Below are 15,420 nucleotides of genomic sequence, written 5' to 3'. Positions count from 1 at the left end.
CACACCCCCTACCGCCACACCGCGGCGAAGACGACAGTGGCTGCGATCACACCTGCGATCATCGCCAGCGCGTAATGGGTCACGACGCCAGTCTGGAGGCGCCGCAGCGTCCCGCCACCATTCAGGATCGCCCGGGCGACGCCATTCACGATGGCATCCACACCGGCGAGATCAATCCACAGTCCCGCCCGCGCCGCGCCATGCAGGAAAGGCAGAACCGCGGTCTCGGACACGTCACTCACCGTCTTCTCGTAGCGCGCCAACGGTTTTCCGGCGATCCACATGAAGACCCGCGCGCCCTTGCGGTAGAACCAGTCGGTGTCGATGCTGATCGTGTTCTCGGGGTCGAGCGCCCTGAGGAATATGACAAAACCCAAGGCGGTGAACATCAGCACGCCAAGGCTCTCGGTGACATGGACGCCGGTGTAGGGCTCGAAGTCGACCGGATAGGGTAGAAGTGCGTAAAGCGGCTGAGGGACGACGCCGATTGCGATGCAGAGCACCGCCGCCATGCCCATCGCAACCAGCATGTTGCGGGGCGGCTCCCGCGCCTCCAGCTTCCGGTCCGCGCCGAAGAACATGTAATAGGGGAGCTTGAGACCGGTGTGGAGGAATGTCCCCGCCGACGCCATCGTCAGTGCCAACACCACCAGCGCGCGGTGATCCTGTCCGGCGGCGGCCACCACCATCGACTTGGTGACGAAGCCCGAGAAGAATGGAAATGCCGAAATCGCGAAAGCGCCAACCATGTAGAGCGCCACGGTCACCGGCATGGTCTTGTAGAGCCCACCAAGCTCGGTGAGCTTGCGCCGGCCGGTGACGTAAATCACCGCCCCGGTACCCATGAACAAGAGCGCCTTGTAGAGGATATGTGCGAAGGCATGACTAGTGGCCCCGTTCACCGCCATCTCGGTGCCGATGCCGACGCCTGCCACCATATAGCCCACCTGGCTAACGATGTGATAGGCCAGTAGCCGCCGGCAGTCGTTTTCCAGCACCGCGTAGACGACGCCGTAGAGGGCCATCGCGGTGCCGAGCCAAACGAGAAGTTCGGTTCCCGGAAACGCCCGCGCCAGCACATAGACGGCGGTCTTGGTGGTAAAGGCGCTCATGAACACCGCGCCGGTGACAGTCGCCTCCGGGTAAGCGTCAGTCAGCCAGGCGTTGAGCGGCGGCACAGCGGCGTTGAGCATGAACCCGGCAAGGATCAGGTAAGCGCCGACGCCCATCTCGCCTGCGATCGGGCCGAAGAGCAGCGAGCCAGTCGAGAGCCCGTGGAGAATGACGCCGCCAAGTAGGACAACGCCGCCAGTCATATGGACCATGAGATACCGGAACCCGGCGGCGATCGCCTGTCGGCCGCCTTGGGCGAAGACCAGGTAGGCAGAGGCAAACGCCATGCCTTCCCAGAACAGGTAGAGCGTCAGGTAGTCGCCTGCGAACACGACGCCGAGGGCGCTGCCGACGTAAACAAATGCAGCGACATGCTGGCCGGGGCGAGGCAAGTGCAGCGCATAGACCGTTCCGATCAGCGCCATGATGGTGAAAACGGTGGCGAAGACGATGCTCAGCTTGTCGACCTTGGCGATGAGGATTTCCTGCCCGATGAACTGCATCGCGCCGTAGCTTCCCGGTTGTATCGTCAGCACGGCGAGGATCGCCAGCGCCGGGATCAGCAGCAGATAGGCTTTGCGGATCGATCCGTTCAGGAAAGGGATCGGCAGGGCGCCGAGAATGAACAGCAGGGCGGGATGGACGAAGTCAGTCATAATAGTCCTCGCGCCGCATGAGCCCAGCCCGATGGCCGAGGAACTTGGAAACGAAAATCAGCAGCACACAGGATAAGAAGCCGTAGACGGCCGACCAGCCCGGCAGGCGGTCCCAGAGGTATTCGGCGTGTTCGCGGTGGACCAGAAAGTCGGCGATAACGGTCAGAACGAGCACCAGATAGAACAGCCGGCGGCGCTGGTTCGCATGTTCCTCGTCACCAAAGAAATCGACGACACGCTTGATCATCTGACAACTCCTTCCGCCAGGGCGAGGAAATAGCCGGGAAAGATGCCCATCGACACCGACAAGATGGCAGTCGCAACCAGCGGGATCGTCATCATCGGAATTTCACGGACCGTCGCCGGGCTCTCCTGCGCTTCCGTCCCGAAAAAGGCGGCATAGCTGACAGGCAGGAAATAAGCTGCGTTCAGGACTGAGCTCGCAAGAAGCACGACCAGGAACGTAATTTCGCCCGCCTCCACCGAGCCCCGCGCCAGATACCATTTGCTGACGAAACCCGCGGTCGGCGGCACCCCGATCATGCTCAGCGAGGCGACGAAAAAAGCACCCATCGTCCAAGGCAGCCTGCGGCCGATGCCGGCCATGTCGCTGATATTCCGCTTTCCCGACGCGCAAAAGATCGAGCCGGCGCAGAAGAAGAGGGTGATCTTCGAGAACGCATGAGCCGCAATATGGATGATGCCGCCGACCATCGCGACCGGCGACAACAGAACCGCGCCCAAAACGATATAGGAGAGTTGGCTGACCGTCGAATAGGCGAGCCTCGCCTTCAAGTCGTCCCGCGTCAGAGCACAGACGGACGCCATCAGGATCGTGAAGGAGACCAGATAGGCCGTGGCGATGCCCAGCCCCAGCCCGCTCACCAGCCCCGTGCCGAAAACGTGAAACACCACCCGCAGCACGCAGAACACGCCCATCTTGACCACGGCCACTGCATGCAGGAGCGCGCTGACCGGTGTCGGCGCCACCATCGCGGCAGGCAGCCAGGCGTGCATCGGCATTACCGCAGCCTTGGCGAAGCCGAAAAGGTAGCAGAAATAGACGACCGTCAGCAACGCGGCAGAAGCATCGCTCCCTGCCAGCAGTCCCCCCGATACAAAATCGAACGACCTCGCAATGTGGTAGGTCAGCGCCAGCGCGGCGAGAAGCAGGCTTTTCGACGCGCCCATCAAATAGACGAGGTACTTGCGGCTGCCCGCCCATCCCTGTTCATCCTCGTGGTGGTAAACAAGCGGATAGGTCACGAGGCTCAGCATCTCGTAGAAGATCACCAGCGTGAACAGATTGGCGGAAAAGGCGCCCCCGACGGCCGCCGCGAGGCTGGTGGCGAAGCAAGCGAAGAACCTCGTCTGCGCATGCTCGTTCAAGTGGCGCATGTAGCCGATGGAATAGATCGCCGCCACGATCCACAGGAGCGACGAGACGGTAGCGAATACCATGCCGAGCGCATCCACCCGGAAAGCGAAGTCTATCCCCGGCAAAATCTCGAACAGGCGCAAATCGACCGTCCCGCCCGCCAACACCGTGGGCGCCATCGAGGCGACAATCGCGAACATGCCGATTGCAGCGAGCGGCGAGACGATATCGCGGAGCTTCTCGCGGTTGTGCAGAAGGAGAACGGCAAGGGCCGCCAGGCCTGCTATGGCGACGGCAAGCAGCGGCCGGATCGATATCACCGGGTCCAAAGCCGCTATCCTTTCATCATGGTCACTTCGTCGACCTTGAGGGTGGATTTGTTCCTCACGAGGGCGACCAGGATACCGAGGGCGACGGCAACTTCCGCCGCAGTGATTGCGATGACGAAGATCGCGAAGATCTGCCCGCGGAAATCGCCGTGGTAACGCCCGAAAGCGATGAAATTGATGTTGACCGAGTTGAGCAGCAGCTCCAGCGACATCAGCACGACCAGGATATTGCGCCTGACCAGCACGCCCGCTGCTCCGATCACGAACAGGACCACTCCGAATAGAATGTACCACGAGAGCGGAATCATCATCCCTGCTCCTTCCGCGCCAGCACGATGGCGCCGACCAGGGCGGCCAGAAGGATGACGGACGCAGCTTCAAACGGCAGGAGATAGTCGGCGAAAAGTGTCGTGCTGAGCTGCCTGGTCTGATCGCCGCCGCTGATGGCAGCGGGCTCCGTGATCGAAAAGCGGTCGGTCCAGAGCACCAGCACAAGCATCTCGATCCCAAGCAGGATGAGCAGCACCATGGCTGGCAGGTTGCCGCCCGGCAAGAACCGCTGCAACACCGCTTCGCGTACATCGATCATCATGATCACGAACAGGAACAGGACCATGATCGCGCCGACATAGACGAAGATCTGGATGACTGCGAGCAACGGCGCCTCGAGCATAACGAAGATTGCCGAGATGTTGAGAAAACACGCCATCAGCGCCAATGCGCTGTGCACCGGATTTCGGGCCAAGACCACCGTCAGGGCCGTGATCACGGACACCGTAGCGAACAGAAGAAAGAACCCCTGATCCATCGACGCCGACCCTCCGACGCGAACTGCTACCCGGCGCGAGACGGCCGGATTTGAGATTGCGCCGCAAATTCCGATGCGTTCACAAACTGTGCCCTAATATCGGATTTTTCACAAGATTATTGTCATTGGCGGAGCAAACCAGGCCGGTCCGGATGTGGCGAAGGTCGCTTGCGAAACGCGCGCTTTCGATAGCGCCATACCGATTTATTGTTCCATGGGCAAATGGCTTGAGCCGGTCGGTACAGAGGTTTTGTGACGGCGTAGTGGTGGCGTGTACGACAAGAGAGATTTGACGTTAGAAATCGCTGCAGCGAGGCATTGGTTTCGCCATGACGGCATTGATCGCACCGATCAATGCCGCGCGATCAACGAGTTATTTCTCCGTCCTGCGTGTGGCCATGCGAAACTCCGCTTCCAGACAGCGTATCGCCCCCCACATTGCGCTTTACAACTATATTACATAGTTGCTACGTTGCTAGCGAGGGGAAGGCGAGCCTGCTGACTGGTTGTTGCGCTGCCCTTAATGAAGGAGGCTGCGACGATGTCTGGGACCTATGCCACTTTTTCCGACGATAGTTTTGCAGGCCGAAGCGTGCTTATCACGGGCGCAGCGAGCGGAATGGGTCTAGAAACTGCAAGGGCCTTCGCCAGCAAGGGCGCGGAAGTCGTCATGGCCGATCGTGATGAGGCGGGGCTGAAGCGCTATGGTGCGGAGCTGCGCAATGGCGGCGCGGCTGTTCACACCGTGACGGTGGATGTCAGCGATCAGGAGAGCATCGACAAGGCCTTCGCTTATTGCGACGCCAATCTCGTGCGTCTCGATAACGTCGTGACGTGTGCGGCGATCATCACAGCCAAGCGTATATTCGAGCAGGATCGGGCGCACTGGCACCGCGTGCTCGATGTCAATCTGCTCGGCACCTTCTTCGTCGTGCAGGGCGCGGTCAAGCGCATGCTCGACAACCCCGATGGCGGCAACATCGTCTGTATCGCCTCGGATGCCGGTGTGCATGGCGGCGGCGGGCTGATTGCCGATACCGCCTATGCGGCATCGAAGGCCGGGACCTTGTCGATGGTCAAGTCGGTGGCGCGGGAACTTGCGGGCAAGAAGATCCGCATCAACGCGCTGAACCCCGGGCCGACGGATTCCCCGATGCACTCCCATATCGACCAGTCGCTGAAGGACCGTATCGCCGGCAATCTGCCGATGCGGCGCATGGGGCGGCCGGAGGACATGGCGGCGGCAATCATGTTCCTGTGCTCGGATGCAGCCAGCTTTACCTACGGCGCCGCGCTCGATGTCGATGGCGGATCGATGTTCCGCTAGACCGGGGGGATACAGGCATGCAGCTGACAGCCCGCCGTTACGCCTATTCGGCTGATATTCCCGAACTCGATGATGTCGATGTGCTCGTCATCGGGGGCGGACCATCGGGATTATCGGCCGCGGTCGCGGCGGCACGTCTTGGCGTGCGGGTACGCCTTGTGGAGCGCTACGGCTTCCTCGGCGGCAACCTCACGGCGGGCCTCGTCGGCCCCTGCATGACCTCCTATTCGCTCGACGGCAGCCAGCAACTGATCCGCGGCATCTACGAAGAATTCGTTCAGCGGATGATGGCGCTCGGTGGCGCGCTGCATCCGAGTACGATCCCGGCAGGTTCGGCCTATTGCGGCTTCATCGTCTATGGCCACGACAAGGTGACGCCTTTCGAGCCTGAGGCGGCAAAGGTCGCGGCGCAGCGCATGTGCATCGAGGCGGGAGTGGAATTGTTGCTGCACACCATGGTCGTCGATGCCATCGTCGATGACCATGATGCGGACAATCCCCGGGTGGTCGGCGTTGTTTGCGCCGGCAAGGGCGGGTTGAGGAGCGCTCGTGCCAAGGTCGTCGTCGATTGCTCGGCCGACGGCGATGTCGCCCATTATGCCGGCGTCCATACCCGCCAGGGGCGGGAAAGCGACGGCCTTTCCCAGCCGCAGACACTGTTCTTCCGCGTGCAGAACGTCGATGACCGGGTGGTGAAGGATTACATCCGCGCACATCCGCAGGATTTTCGGCCATTCGCCTCGATCGTCGCCAAGGCGACGGCGGAGGGCCGCTTTCCCGCGCCTCGCCGCGGCATCGGTCTCTACAAGACCATGGAACCCGGCGTCTGGCGCATCAATACCGGCCGCGTGTTGCGCCGCAATGGGGCTGACGCCCTTGAGCTCTCGCTTGCCGAGGTCGAAGGCCGGGAGCAGACCGTGGCGTTGCTCGATTTCTTCCGCAACAACCTGCCCGGCTTCGAGCAGGTAGAACTGCGGGACACGGCAACCCAGATCGGCGTGCGGGAAACGCGACGGATCGATGGCGCCTACGAACTGACACTGCAAGATTTGCATTCCGGCCGCGCCTTCGAAGATGTCGTGGCGTTGTGCGGCTATCCGCTCGATATTCACGACCCCACAGGCTCGGGCGGGGGTACCGGTGGCGCAGGGCTTGATGCGGCGAATATCTACCAGATACCTTATCGGGTCATGCTGCCGCGCGTTCACGAGGGCCTGTTGGTGTCCGGCCGCGCGGTTTCGGCGACGCATGAGGCGCTCAGCGCCATTCGCGTCATGCCGCCCTGTTTTGCGCTCGGTCAGGCAGCCGGTGTTGCCGCGGCACTTTCGGTCGGTAACAGGGCCAGCCCGCGGCATGTCGACTACGCGGATTTGCGCAGGGAACTGCTGGCCCAGGGCGCCTATCTTGGCTGACGGAAGGAGAAAGCGGGAAGTTATACCCGCGTTTTCTCAAATCAAGCCTTCAGATGAAGGGTCACCAGCACGGTGCATTCAGCGCCATCGGCAAAGCGGGCCGCAACGCGCAGCCAATTGCCGAAGGCGTTGAGCCGGGCCACGGCAATGCCGTCCTGTTCGCCCGGCATGGCGAATTCCGTTCCTTCTCGAACCCAGTGCATGCCGTCAGGCGAGATCTCCACCCAACCCTTGGGTGCAGTGCCGACAGGAGGCTTCAATGCCCGAATAAAGAACACCGCTTGATGCGCCCAGCCGGCCTCATAGGGTTCGCTCGCGGCGTCACCGTTCCAGCGCTCATTGCGGGTTATCACCGCCGTGATGTTTTCGGGAAGCATCAAAAATCCCCTGAAATGCAGATGGAATCGACGTAGAGAAAGGCACGCTTGGCGACATCCGTCTCGGCGAACAGGCAGAAGTTCAGCATGCACCAGAGATTTTTCATCGCCGGAATCCGGATCGACTCGAAGCCGGAGACATCGAAATTCCGGTCGTTGCATTGCAAGCCGGTCGCCTTCATGGAGGCGAGGTCGAAATCGAAGCGCATATAGCTCCAGTTCACCTTCGTCGGGATCTCGTTGTAGCAGAGCCGTTGTTCACCATCCGGCAGGTCCAGCCAACCTTCGGGCGCAAGGTGATAGTGGCTTACGGTCTTGTCTTCCCGGCCGATGGCGGTGAAGGACGTGGTCTCACGTTTGTACTGCCATTTCTGCAGGTGCTTGCCATCGAGTGCATTGAGAAAGCGCAGATGCGGCATAACCCGCTCGCCGTCTCCGTCCCGATCGCCGCATTGCAGGTCGAACAGGAAGCCGATCGATCGCACGTCGGTTTCCGATAGCTTCAGTTCCGTCGCCTCCGGCTTGAACGTGAAGAAAATCTCGAAGCGGATCGACCCGCGCTTGCGGAAGGTATGGCGCTTGATCGCAACGTTCTGGGCACCGGGTTTTGCCTTTGTGGCGATCTTGAGCGCATAGGACGAATCCATGCCGCCGTGGGATCCTGCATCCCAATGCCCGAGAGTTGAGAGCATGGCGCTTGAGTGCTGGGCAAAGCCGGGCAGCATGACGTCGAGGCTGTCCTCGTAATTGCCGACCAACTGTGACCAGCCGCAATGCCCGCGCGAAAAATCGTCATAGGACAGGATGCGCGGCAGAGGATCGAAACGGCTGAGCGCCGGATCTGCGCGAAGCATGGCGAGCCTCATGGCTTCCATCATGTCGGCTGTGGAAGAGGGGGCTGATGTCGTCATTCTAGCGTTGACCTCACTGTATGCGGAGCCGTTTGACGGCGTCCCAATCGATTTCGATGCCGAGACCCGGCCGTGTCGGCACGTCGAGCTGGCCATTCTTCTGGCGCAGGCTGCCGGGCGCCAGATCGGCCAAGTCGCACTTGAAGGGGCTAAGATCGCACTCGCACTCTATCACCCGGAAATTCGGAAGGGCGGCCGCCAGATGCGTGCTGGCCGTCTCGCAGATAATGCCGGACATGCCGATATGCGGGGCGTAGCCCACATCGTGGAGGGCGGCATAGTCGGCCATGCGCCGTGTTTCGGATATGCCGCCGGCACGCGCGACGTCCGGCTGCAGGATTGAAAGAGTGCGGTTGGCGACGAGACGCTGCGCCTGATCGGCGGTAAAGTTGCTCTCTCCGGCTGCAAGCGGCACGTCGCAGCGTTTGCGAAGTTCTTCGTAGCCTTGCTCGTTTTCCGGCGCCAGCGGCTCCTCGAACCAGAAGTAGCCGTTGGCTGAAAGTGCCCTGCCGACCTCGATCGCCTGGTCCAGATCATAGGCCCAGTTGGCGTCGACACAGAGTTCGATATCGTCGCCGGCGCGTTTGCGCAGCCGTTCGATGCGCCGGCAGGCTTCCTTGACGGGATTGGCCATCTTGACTTTGATGCGCGGGAATCCCTCGCCGACATAGCGCTCCAGTTCCCGATCCGCCTCGGCATCGTCGACCCAGTTTACGGCGGCGGCATAGACCTCGATCGTTTCCCGGCCGATTCCGCCAAGCAGCTTGGCGATCGGCATGCCCGCGGCCTTGCCCATGATGTCCCACAGCGCAATGTCAACGCCTGCGATCGCCTCGATCAGCATACCGCCGGCGCGGCCTGACAGCGAGCGCCGCATGGATTGCCACAGCGCGCCGATATTGCATGCGTCCTGTCCGATCAGCCGTGGCTTTAAAGAGGTTACGATCAGTTCCGCATAGGCCTTGGGCGAAAACCGGGCCAGAACCTCACCGACGCCGACGATGCCGGCATCTGTGCGCACCTCGACGAGAACCATCGAGACGTCGTGATAGGTGCCCCAGGACGTGACGGTTGGTTTGGGCAGCGTCTGGCTGAGCGGATGGGCGATGACATCTGAAATGAGGATCGCCTGTCCGGTCGAACGTTGCACAGAATCCATCGGTTCTTTCGTTCCCAATGTTTTTGCTCGCTGCTCTTGGTTTTGCTCGCTGCTTTGGGGCGTGTCTGCTATTCCTAGCTAGATGTTGGCGACTTGGCAACTGATAAACCTAGTTGCTAAGTTGGAAACTGCGTGTTAGCTATATGAATATGAGGACCGAGATGACTGAGATTCCCGAAAGGAAGCCCGTTTTCACCGCCAAGCCGCCGAACCCTTCTCGGTTGGCGGACGGGGTGTCCGATGCGATTGCCGCCGCACTCTTTGACGGGCGCATTTCGCCTGGCGAGCCGTTGCCGCCCGAAGGGGAGATCGCCAGGGAGTTCGGCGTCTCGAAGCCTATCGCCCGCGAGGCGCTTCGCCAGCTCACGGCAGCCGGGCTGATCTTCACCCAGCAAGGCAAGGTCGCCCGCGCCAAGGCGCTGAGCGGCGACTCGATGGATAAAATCTACGGCTACGCGGTCCGCTCCAGTCTCAAGCGGCTGCGCGAAGCCAATGAGATGCGCCGCGTTGTCGAGACGGGAATTGCCCGGCTCGCCGCCGAGCGCCGCGATCCGGAAGGTCTGGGTATCATGCGGCAGGGCTTGACGGGCATGCTGGCTTCCGTGCAGGAGCCCTCCGGCTTTACTGCCGCCGACATCCTGTTTCACCTTGGCCTTGCCGTGACAACGGGTAATTACATGATCCGGGTGCACATGGAGAGCATGCGTTCCGTGCAGCGCGAGGTGTCGGAATTGTTTTCACGTCGCGCCAATCGCAGCGATGCTGACTGGCGGGCAACGATTGACCGGCATCAGGCGATCTATGACGCAATTGCAGCTGGCGATGCCGACCTCGCCGAGCAAAAAATCCGGGAGCATTTCGAAGCTGCCGACATTGCCTCGCTCGAGGTGGCCGACAAGCTGAAAGATGCCGAGCGATGAGCGCCGCGCGCTTCTCATTGAAAGGCCGGCGGGTGCTGGTAACCGGTGCCAGTTCCGGCATTGGCCGGGCTGTTGCGCTTGGCCTTGCGGAGCATGGAGCGGAACTGATCCTGCATCATTTCGGTAATGAAACGGGCGCGCGTGAGGTGGCCCGGGCGACCGGAGGGACGGCGCCGGTACTGGAAGCAGACTTCACCGACGGGCGTGCGACGCAGGCTTTTGCCGATGAAGTGCTCGGAACATACGGCCCGATCGACATCCTCATTGCCAATGCCGCCATCGAACATCGGCGGCCCTGGCAGGAGTTGGATGAGGCGCATGTCAGCGCCCATGTGGCATCGAATTTCTCGGCACTGCTGACGCTGACGGCAAAGCTGGTTCCGCCGATGGCCGAGCGGGGCTGGGGCAGGGTCGTCGCCACAGGCAGTATCATGGCGGTGCGACCGCGGGCGGAAACGGTTGTTTATGCATCGCTCAAGGCGGCGCAGTTGACTGCGATCAGGTCGATTGCGCGCGAAACCGGCCATCGCGGCGTCACGCTGAATGTGGTTTCGCCGGGTGCGATCGAGATCGAAGCCAATGCTGAGCGCTACGGCGACCCGGCGTTCCGCAAAGCGGTTACCGCCAAGATCCCTGTGGGCAGGCCGGGCCAGCCGCAGGACGTGGTGGGGGCGTTTGTTTTTTTGTGCAGCGATGCTGCCAGCTACATTACGGGCGCAAATATTCCGGTCGACGGAGGATGGTCGATCGGAGACGCGCCCGGGAGCCTTCCGCACGCTGACGGGTGAGCGTGCCTGCGGCAAGGTTTTCGAGATCATGCGGCGGAGCCATCCGCCGCAGCTTGCAGCCGAATTCCAGGCGAATGCCGTTTGCATTCAGTCGGTGAAGGCTGATTGCCGACGACCAAAAAGGGAGGAAACCATGAAGGCCGCATTAGCAGGTATCGCAGCATCCGCGTTGACATTGTGCATATCGACGTCCGCCGTCTTCGCGACCGATCTCCGCATGACGGTGTGGACCGGGAGCGAGGCTCATCTGAAGATGCTGAATGGCATTGCGGAGAGCTTCAAAGCCACGCATCCCGACGTGAACGTGAAGTTCGAGACCGTGCCGGTCAACGACTACACGCAGAAACTGACCTTCCAGATCGCCGGCGGCAATGCTCCCGACATAGCCTGGATGATGGAAGATGCCGCTCCGGCTTTCGAAAATGCCAATCTTCTGATGGACCTCGGCCCGACGCTCAAGGCGGCGGAAGGCTATGATTTCGACGATTTCTCGAAGCCGGCCATGGGCCTCTGGCAGAAGGACGAAACGGTCTACGGCATTCCGTTCTCCACCTCGCCTTTCATGATCTACTACAACAAGGACATGTTCGACAAAGCCGGGCTCGAAGATCCGCTGACGCTCGCCGCCAAGGGCGAATGGAACATGGACAAGTTCCAGGAAGTCTCCAAGAAGCTCGCGGAAGCCAATCCCGGCAAATGGGGCTTCGAGTTCAAGGATGGCGAAGGCTATGCCTCTCGTATGACCCATGCCCTTCTGCCGCCAATCCGCGCCTATGGCGGCGATATCTGGTCGAACAAGGAATGCGGCTTCGACAAGCCCGAAGCCGTCAAAGCGGTCAAGCAGCTGCATGACATGGTCTTCAAGGACAAGTCCATCGTTCCGCCAGGCGAACAGGGCGATTACTTCTCCGGCAATTCGGCGATGACGGTCAACCAGATTTCCCGTGCTTCGAAGATGGCGGAAGCCGGCTTCAAGTGGGGCATCGCACCGTTGCCCACCGGCCCAGGTGGCGAGTCACCCGTTATCGGCCAGGCCGGTCTTGTTGTGTTCGCCCAAGGCAAGAATACCGAAATCGCCGCGGAATTCGTGGCGCATATGACCAACAAGAAGAACGTCGCCACCATGGCGCAGTTCTTCCCGCCGGCCCGCAAGAGCGTTCTGCAGGCCGATGCATTCATCAACAGCAACAAGCTCGTGCCGCCCGAGATGATGAAGAATGTGGCTGCCGCGATAGAAAAGGGCCGGGTGGTCTCGGCTAACGAAAAAGCGCCCCAGATCCTTGCCGCCATGGCGCCTCGCGTCGATGCCCTGTGGAAGCCGGATGCCGATGTCGATGCCGCCATCAAGGGCATCTGCGCGGCAATCCAGCCGCTGCTTTGATCAGAACGAAGATGGCCGATACCGTTCACAACTCCATTCGAACCGGCCAAAAGACCTGGCTGACGTTGAAGATGAGAGAGATGACGGAGGCGTGGCTGTTCGTCAGCCCCACCTTCATCGGGTTCCTCATCTTCTTCCTCGGTCCGCTGTGCGCAGTGGTTTATTATTCAATGACCGAATGGAACCTGCTCAGCCAGCAGGCCACCTTCGTAGGCCTTGCCAATTTTCGGAATGCGCTCGTCGAAAACCCTGACTTTTGGCTTGTGGTACGCAATTCGGTTATTTTCGCAATCGGTCTCGTGCCGCTCAACATGGCGCTCGCGCTCGCTTTGGCGCTCGCCCTCTCCCGGCCGTTCTTCGGGGTCGTGTTCTTTCGCACGGTGTTTTTCGCTCCCGTCATCACCTCGGCCATCGCCTGGGCGATCGTCTGGAAATTTCTGCTGCAAGGAGAAGGCGGTTTCATCAACCAGGTGCTGGCGCTGGTCGGGATCACTGGTCCAAACTGGTTGCGTGAACCGAACTGGGCCATGGCGGCGGTCATCGTCACCCGCGTCATCAAGATGGTCGGCCTCAACATGATCCTCTACATTGCGGCGCTGCAGGCGATCCCGCGGGATTACGAAGAGGCAGCGCGCCTGGAGGGCGCCTCACGCCGGCAGATCTTCAGCATGATCACCTGGCCGTTGCTGGCGCCGACCACGCTCGTCATCATGGTCATCACGACGATCGGCTCTTTCAAGGTCTTCGATCACATATACCAGATGACCGGTGGCGGCCCGGAAAACGGCACACTGGTGCTTGCCTTCTATATCTACCAGCAGGGCTTCAAGTTCTTCAATGTCGGCTATGCCTCGGCGCTCGCGATGATCATGTTCGTGATGATCATGGCGCTGACCCTGGTGCAGGTGATGCTGCGGAGAAAGGGATCGGAGTGACCCAGCGCCAAATCCAGATCCTCTACCGCGCCTGCTGGACGATCGCGCTCCTGATCGCCGCCATACCTTTTGTTTTCCCATTCGTTTGGATGGTGTCTGCCGGCTTCAAGAGCGTGACCGAGATATTCGGCGCGCCGACGCTTGTTCCGCGCGTCTGGCGCTGGCAGAATTTCGTCGAAGTGTTCACATACCAGCCGTTCGCGCGGCAATATTTCAACTCGCTTTACATCGCGATCGTGGTGACGGCGCTCACCCTCGTCATCTCGTCCCTGGCCGGCTATGCGCTGGCGCGCATGCGGTTTGCCGGTGCGGGGCTGCTGATGCTCTTTCTGATCTCGGCGCTCATGGTGCCGGAGGAAGTGACGATCATTCCGAACTTCTTCCTGATGCGTTGGTTTGGTTTGGTGGATACTCACTGGCCGCTGATCCTGCTGCCCACCTTCGGCCCTCATGGGGTGATGGCAACGTTCCTGATGCGCCAATATTTCCTGGCCCTGCCCAAGGAGTTGGAAGAAGCCGGCAAGATGGACGGCCTCTCACGCTTCGGCGTTTGGTGGAAGATAGCGCTGCCGATGGCGCGTCCGGCCCTGGCTGCGGTTTCCATCATCACCTTTCTGTTCTCGTGGAACCTGTTCCTGGAGCCGCTGATCTTTCTGAGTTCGCTCGACATGTTCACGCTGCCTTTGGCCTTGTCGAACTTCAACGACAGCTACGGCTTGCCGCTGTGGAACCTGCAGCTTGCCGCTACCAGCCTTGCCGTGGTGCCGATCCTGATCGTCTATCTGATCGCCCAGCGGCAGATCATCGAAAGTTTTGCGCTATCAGGCGTGAAGGGATGAGGATTTTTCGTTCATGAGCAGTGTATCGCTTAAAGGCATCGAAAAACGCTTCGGCGCCGTCGAGGTCATCCGCGGCGTCGATCTCAGGATCAATCCGGGCGAGTTCGTCGTATTCGTCGGTCCGTCAGGCTGCGGTAAGTCCACCTTGCTGCGGCTGATTTCGGGGCTGGAATATCTCAGCGGCGGTGAACTTGCGATTGGCGGCCGGGTGGTCAACGAAGTGCCGGCTTCGAAACGCGGTGTTGCCATGGTCTTCCAATCCTATGCCCTCTATCCGCACCTGACCGTCCGGGACAATATGGGTTTCGGGCTGAAGGTCCGCAAAGTTCCGGCACAGGAGCGTCAGAAGCGTGTCGATGAAGCTAGCGCCACGCTGAAGCTCGAAGCATTGCTCGATCGCTACCCCCGCGAGCTTTCCGGCGGTCAGCGGCAGCGCGTTGCGATCGGCCGCGCCATCGTCGGAAATCCTGATGTCTTCCTGTTCGACGAACCGTTGTCGAACCTCGATGCTGAGTTGCGCGTGCACATGCGCTCTGAAATCGCCGCACTGCACAAGCGGCTCTCCACGACGATGATCTATGTAACGCACGATCAGATCGAAGCGATGACGCTCGCCGACAAGATCGTGGTTTTGCGCGACGGCCGCGTCGAGCAGGTCGGCTCCCCCCGGGACCTATACGAGCGGCCGGCAAATACCTTCGTGGCGCAATTCATCGGAAGCCCAAAAATGAATCTGCTCCCTGCAGATATCGCGCCTTTGCTGACAGGCGCAACGGCAATGGATGCCGCAGCCGAGACCATCGGGGTAAGGCCGGAGCATCTGAGCGTCGTGGAGCCTCGAGACGGGACGCTGCGCGGAACCGTCGGGCTTTGTGAATATACCGGGGCGGTAACGCTGCTCCACGTCAAACTGCCGGATGGGCACGATTGCCTCGTCCTGCACGACGGTCATGACATGAAGGCGGGAATCCAAATAGGACTCACCGCCGATGTCTCGAAGGTGCACTTTTTCAAGGGCAACGGGCAGACAACAAAGCGGGCTGAACAAGGCCGGACTGCTTGAACGTGCGGCCGCTCTTGGCGGGCG

Annotated in this window: 16 protein-coding genes; 8 read left to right on the top strand and 8 right to left on the bottom strand. The window is 60.8% G+C overall.

All coding sequences use genetic code 11. The annotated features are described in order from the left end of the window. Window positions 1–8 precede the first annotated feature (8 nt). From ACIPSK_RS25910 to ACIPSK_RS25890, 5 genes are read right to left on the bottom strand one after another with little or no spacing between them, the layout of a single operon-like run. Complete coding sequence (locus tag ACIPSK_RS25910; protein WP_162117882.1) at window positions 9–1,769, bottom strand: Na(+)/H(+) antiporter subunit D; 1,761 nt, start codon at window positions 1,767–1,769, stop codon at window positions 9–11. Then, window positions 1,762–2,016: a hypothetical protein gene (locus tag ACIPSK_RS25905; RefSeq protein WP_062945019.1), complete on the bottom strand. Its 255-nt coding sequence runs from the start codon at window positions 2,014–2,016 to the stop codon at window positions 1,762–1,764. The genes ACIPSK_RS25910 and ACIPSK_RS25905 overlap by 8 nt, the downstream gene beginning before the upstream one ends. Beyond that, a complete protein-coding gene (locus tag ACIPSK_RS25900; protein WP_162117883.1) occupies window positions 2,013–3,476 on the bottom strand; it encodes a monovalent cation/H+ antiporter subunit D family protein in 1,464 nt (487 codons plus the stop codon). Before ACIPSK_RS25900 ends, ACIPSK_RS25905 begins: the two co-directional genes overlap by 4 nt. A gap of 5 nt (window positions 3,477–3,481) precedes the next feature. Next, window positions 3,482–3,784, bottom strand: a complete 303-nt coding sequence (gene nuoK, locus ACIPSK_RS25895; protein ID WP_162117957.1) for an NADH-quinone oxidoreductase subunit NuoK — start codon at window positions 3,782–3,784, stop codon at window positions 3,482–3,484. Further along, window positions 3,784–4,284, bottom strand: coding sequence for an NADH-quinone oxidoreductase subunit J (locus ACIPSK_RS25890; RefSeq protein WP_162117884.1), 501 nt, complete (start codon window positions 4,282–4,284; stop codon window positions 3,784–3,786). The genes nuoK and ACIPSK_RS25890 overlap by 1 nt, the downstream gene beginning before the upstream one ends. Before the next feature lie 523 nt (window positions 4,285–4,807). On the opposite strand from ACIPSK_RS25890, the gene ACIPSK_RS25885 reads away from it, so the two are divergent. Together ACIPSK_RS25885 and ACIPSK_RS25880 are read left to right on the top strand one after the other, a co-directional pair. Beyond that, window positions 4,808–5,611: an SDR family NAD(P)-dependent oxidoreductase gene (locus ACIPSK_RS25885; protein WP_162117885.1), complete on the top strand. Its 804-nt coding sequence runs from the start codon at window positions 4,808–4,810 to the stop codon at window positions 5,609–5,611. A gap of 17 nt (window positions 5,612–5,628) precedes the next feature. Then, entirely contained in the window at window positions 5,629–7,023 is a 1,395-nt protein-coding gene (locus ACIPSK_RS25880; RefSeq protein WP_162117886.1) for an FAD-dependent oxidoreductase, read from the top strand. A 41-nt stretch (window positions 7,024–7,064) separates the two neighbouring features. On the opposite strand, the gene ACIPSK_RS25875 is transcribed toward ACIPSK_RS25880, so the two are convergent. The 3 genes from ACIPSK_RS25875 to ACIPSK_RS25865 are packed head-to-tail and all read right to left on the bottom strand — an operon-like array spanning window position 7,065 to window position 9,470. After that, entirely contained in the window at window positions 7,065–7,400 is a 336-nt protein-coding gene (locus ACIPSK_RS25875; protein WP_162117887.1) for a hypothetical protein, read from the bottom strand. Next, window positions 7,400–8,266, bottom strand: a complete 867-nt coding sequence (locus ACIPSK_RS25870) for a DUF6772 family protein (RefSeq protein ID WP_162117958.1) — start codon at window positions 8,264–8,266, stop codon at window positions 7,400–7,402. Before ACIPSK_RS25870 ends, ACIPSK_RS25875 begins: the two co-directional genes overlap by 1 nt. Before the next feature lie 58 nt (window positions 8,267–8,324). After that, window positions 8,325–9,470: a mandelate racemase/muconate lactonizing enzyme family protein gene (locus tag ACIPSK_RS25865; protein ID WP_446532979.1), complete on the bottom strand. Its 1,146-nt coding sequence runs from the start codon at window positions 9,468–9,470 to the stop codon at window positions 8,325–8,327. Window positions 9,471–9,631: 161 nt separating this feature from the next. On the opposite strand from ACIPSK_RS25865, the gene ACIPSK_RS25860 reads away from it, so the two are divergent. The 6 genes from ACIPSK_RS25860 to ACIPSK_RS25835 all read left to right on the top strand — a co-directional run bounded on the left by ACIPSK_RS25860 (window position 9,632) and on the right by ACIPSK_RS25835 (window position 15,396). After that, window positions 9,632–10,390 (top strand): FadR/GntR family transcriptional regulator, encoded by a 759-nt coding sequence (locus ACIPSK_RS25860; protein ID WP_162117889.1) that lies wholly within the window; start codon window positions 9,632–9,634, stop codon window positions 10,388–10,390. Further along, window positions 10,387–11,178 carry an SDR family NAD(P)-dependent oxidoreductase gene (locus tag ACIPSK_RS25855; RefSeq protein ID WP_162117890.1) on the top strand — a complete coding sequence of 264 codons (792 nt, stop codon included), beginning with the start codon at window positions 10,387–10,389 and terminating at the stop codon, window positions 11,176–11,178. The genes ACIPSK_RS25860 and ACIPSK_RS25855 overlap by 4 nt, the downstream gene beginning before the upstream one ends. A gap of 133 nt (window positions 11,179–11,311) precedes the next feature. Then, window positions 11,312–12,559: an ABC transporter substrate-binding protein gene (locus ACIPSK_RS25850; RefSeq protein WP_446532978.1), complete on the top strand. Its 1,248-nt coding sequence runs from the start codon at window positions 11,312–11,314 to the stop codon at window positions 12,557–12,559. Between the two features lie 11 nt (window positions 12,560–12,570). Beyond that, entirely contained in the window at window positions 12,571–13,494 is a 924-nt protein-coding gene (locus ACIPSK_RS25845) for a carbohydrate ABC transporter permease (RefSeq protein ID WP_162117892.1), read from the top strand. Next, the gene (locus tag ACIPSK_RS25840; protein WP_017965927.1) at window positions 13,491–14,333 is read left to right on the top strand and encodes a carbohydrate ABC transporter permease; all 843 of its coding nucleotides are present in this window, start codon (window positions 13,491–13,493) and stop codon (window positions 14,331–14,333) included. The genes ACIPSK_RS25845 and ACIPSK_RS25840 overlap by 4 nt, the downstream gene beginning before the upstream one ends. Before the next feature lie 13 nt (window positions 14,334–14,346). Further along, window positions 14,347–15,396 carry an ABC transporter ATP-binding protein gene (locus tag ACIPSK_RS25835; protein WP_162117893.1) on the top strand — a complete coding sequence of 350 codons (1,050 nt, stop codon included), beginning with the start codon at window positions 14,347–14,349 and terminating at the stop codon, window positions 15,394–15,396. Window positions 15,397–15,420 lie beyond the last annotated feature (24 nt).

Source organism: Rhizobium sp. LARHSG275, from assembly GCF_052871115.1.
This window is presented reverse-complemented; position numbering and strand designations above follow the sequence as displayed.

Excerpts from the sequence above, each read along its gene's own strand:
- ACIPSK_RS25845 (WP_162117892.1), top strand. The coding sequence starts at position 12,571 with ATGGCCGATACCGTTCACAACTCCATTCGAACCGGCCAAAAGACCTGG.
- ACIPSK_RS25865 (WP_446532979.1), bottom strand. The coding sequence starts at position 9,470 with ATGGATTCTGTGCAACGTTCGACCGGACAGGCGATCCTCATTTCAGAT.
- ACIPSK_RS25880 (WP_162117886.1), top strand. The coding sequence starts at position 5,629 with ATGCAGCTGACAGCCCGCCGTTACGCCTATTCGGCTGATATTCCCGAA.
- ACIPSK_RS25875 (WP_162117887.1), bottom strand. The coding sequence starts at position 7,400 with ATGCTTCCCGAAAACATCACGGCGGTGATAACCCGCAATGAGCGCTGG.
- ACIPSK_RS25890 (WP_162117884.1), bottom strand. The coding sequence starts at position 4,284 with ATGGATCAGGGGTTCTTTCTTCTGTTCGCTACGGTGTCCGTGATCACG.
- ACIPSK_RS25860 (WP_162117889.1), top strand. The coding sequence starts at position 9,632 with ATGACTGAGATTCCCGAAAGGAAGCCCGTTTTCACCGCCAAGCCGCCG.
- ACIPSK_RS25905 (WP_062945019.1), bottom strand. The coding sequence starts at position 2,016 with ATGATCAAGCGTGTCGTCGATTTCTTTGGTGACGAGGAACATGCGAAC.
- ACIPSK_RS25910 (WP_162117882.1), bottom strand. The coding sequence starts at position 1,769 with ATGACTGACTTCGTCCATCCCGCCCTGCTGTTCATTCTCGGCGCCCTG.
- ACIPSK_RS25885 (WP_162117885.1), top strand. The coding sequence starts at position 4,808 with ATGAAGGAGGCTGCGACGATGTCTGGGACCTATGCCACTTTTTCCGAC.
- ACIPSK_RS25855 (WP_162117890.1), top strand. The coding sequence starts at position 10,387 with ATGAGCGCCGCGCGCTTCTCATTGAAAGGCCGGCGGGTGCTGGTAACC.
- nuoK (WP_162117957.1), bottom strand. The coding sequence starts at position 3,784 with ATGATTCCGCTCTCGTGGTACATTCTATTCGGAGTGGTCCTGTTCGTG.
- ACIPSK_RS25835 (WP_162117893.1), top strand. The coding sequence starts at position 14,347 with ATGAGCAGTGTATCGCTTAAAGGCATCGAAAAACGCTTCGGCGCCGTC.
- ACIPSK_RS25850 (WP_446532978.1), top strand. The coding sequence starts at position 11,312 with ATGAAGGCCGCATTAGCAGGTATCGCAGCATCCGCGTTGACATTGTGC.
- ACIPSK_RS25870 (WP_162117958.1), bottom strand. The coding sequence starts at position 8,266 with ATGAGGCTCGCCATGCTTCGCGCAGATCCGGCGCTCAGCCGTTTCGAT.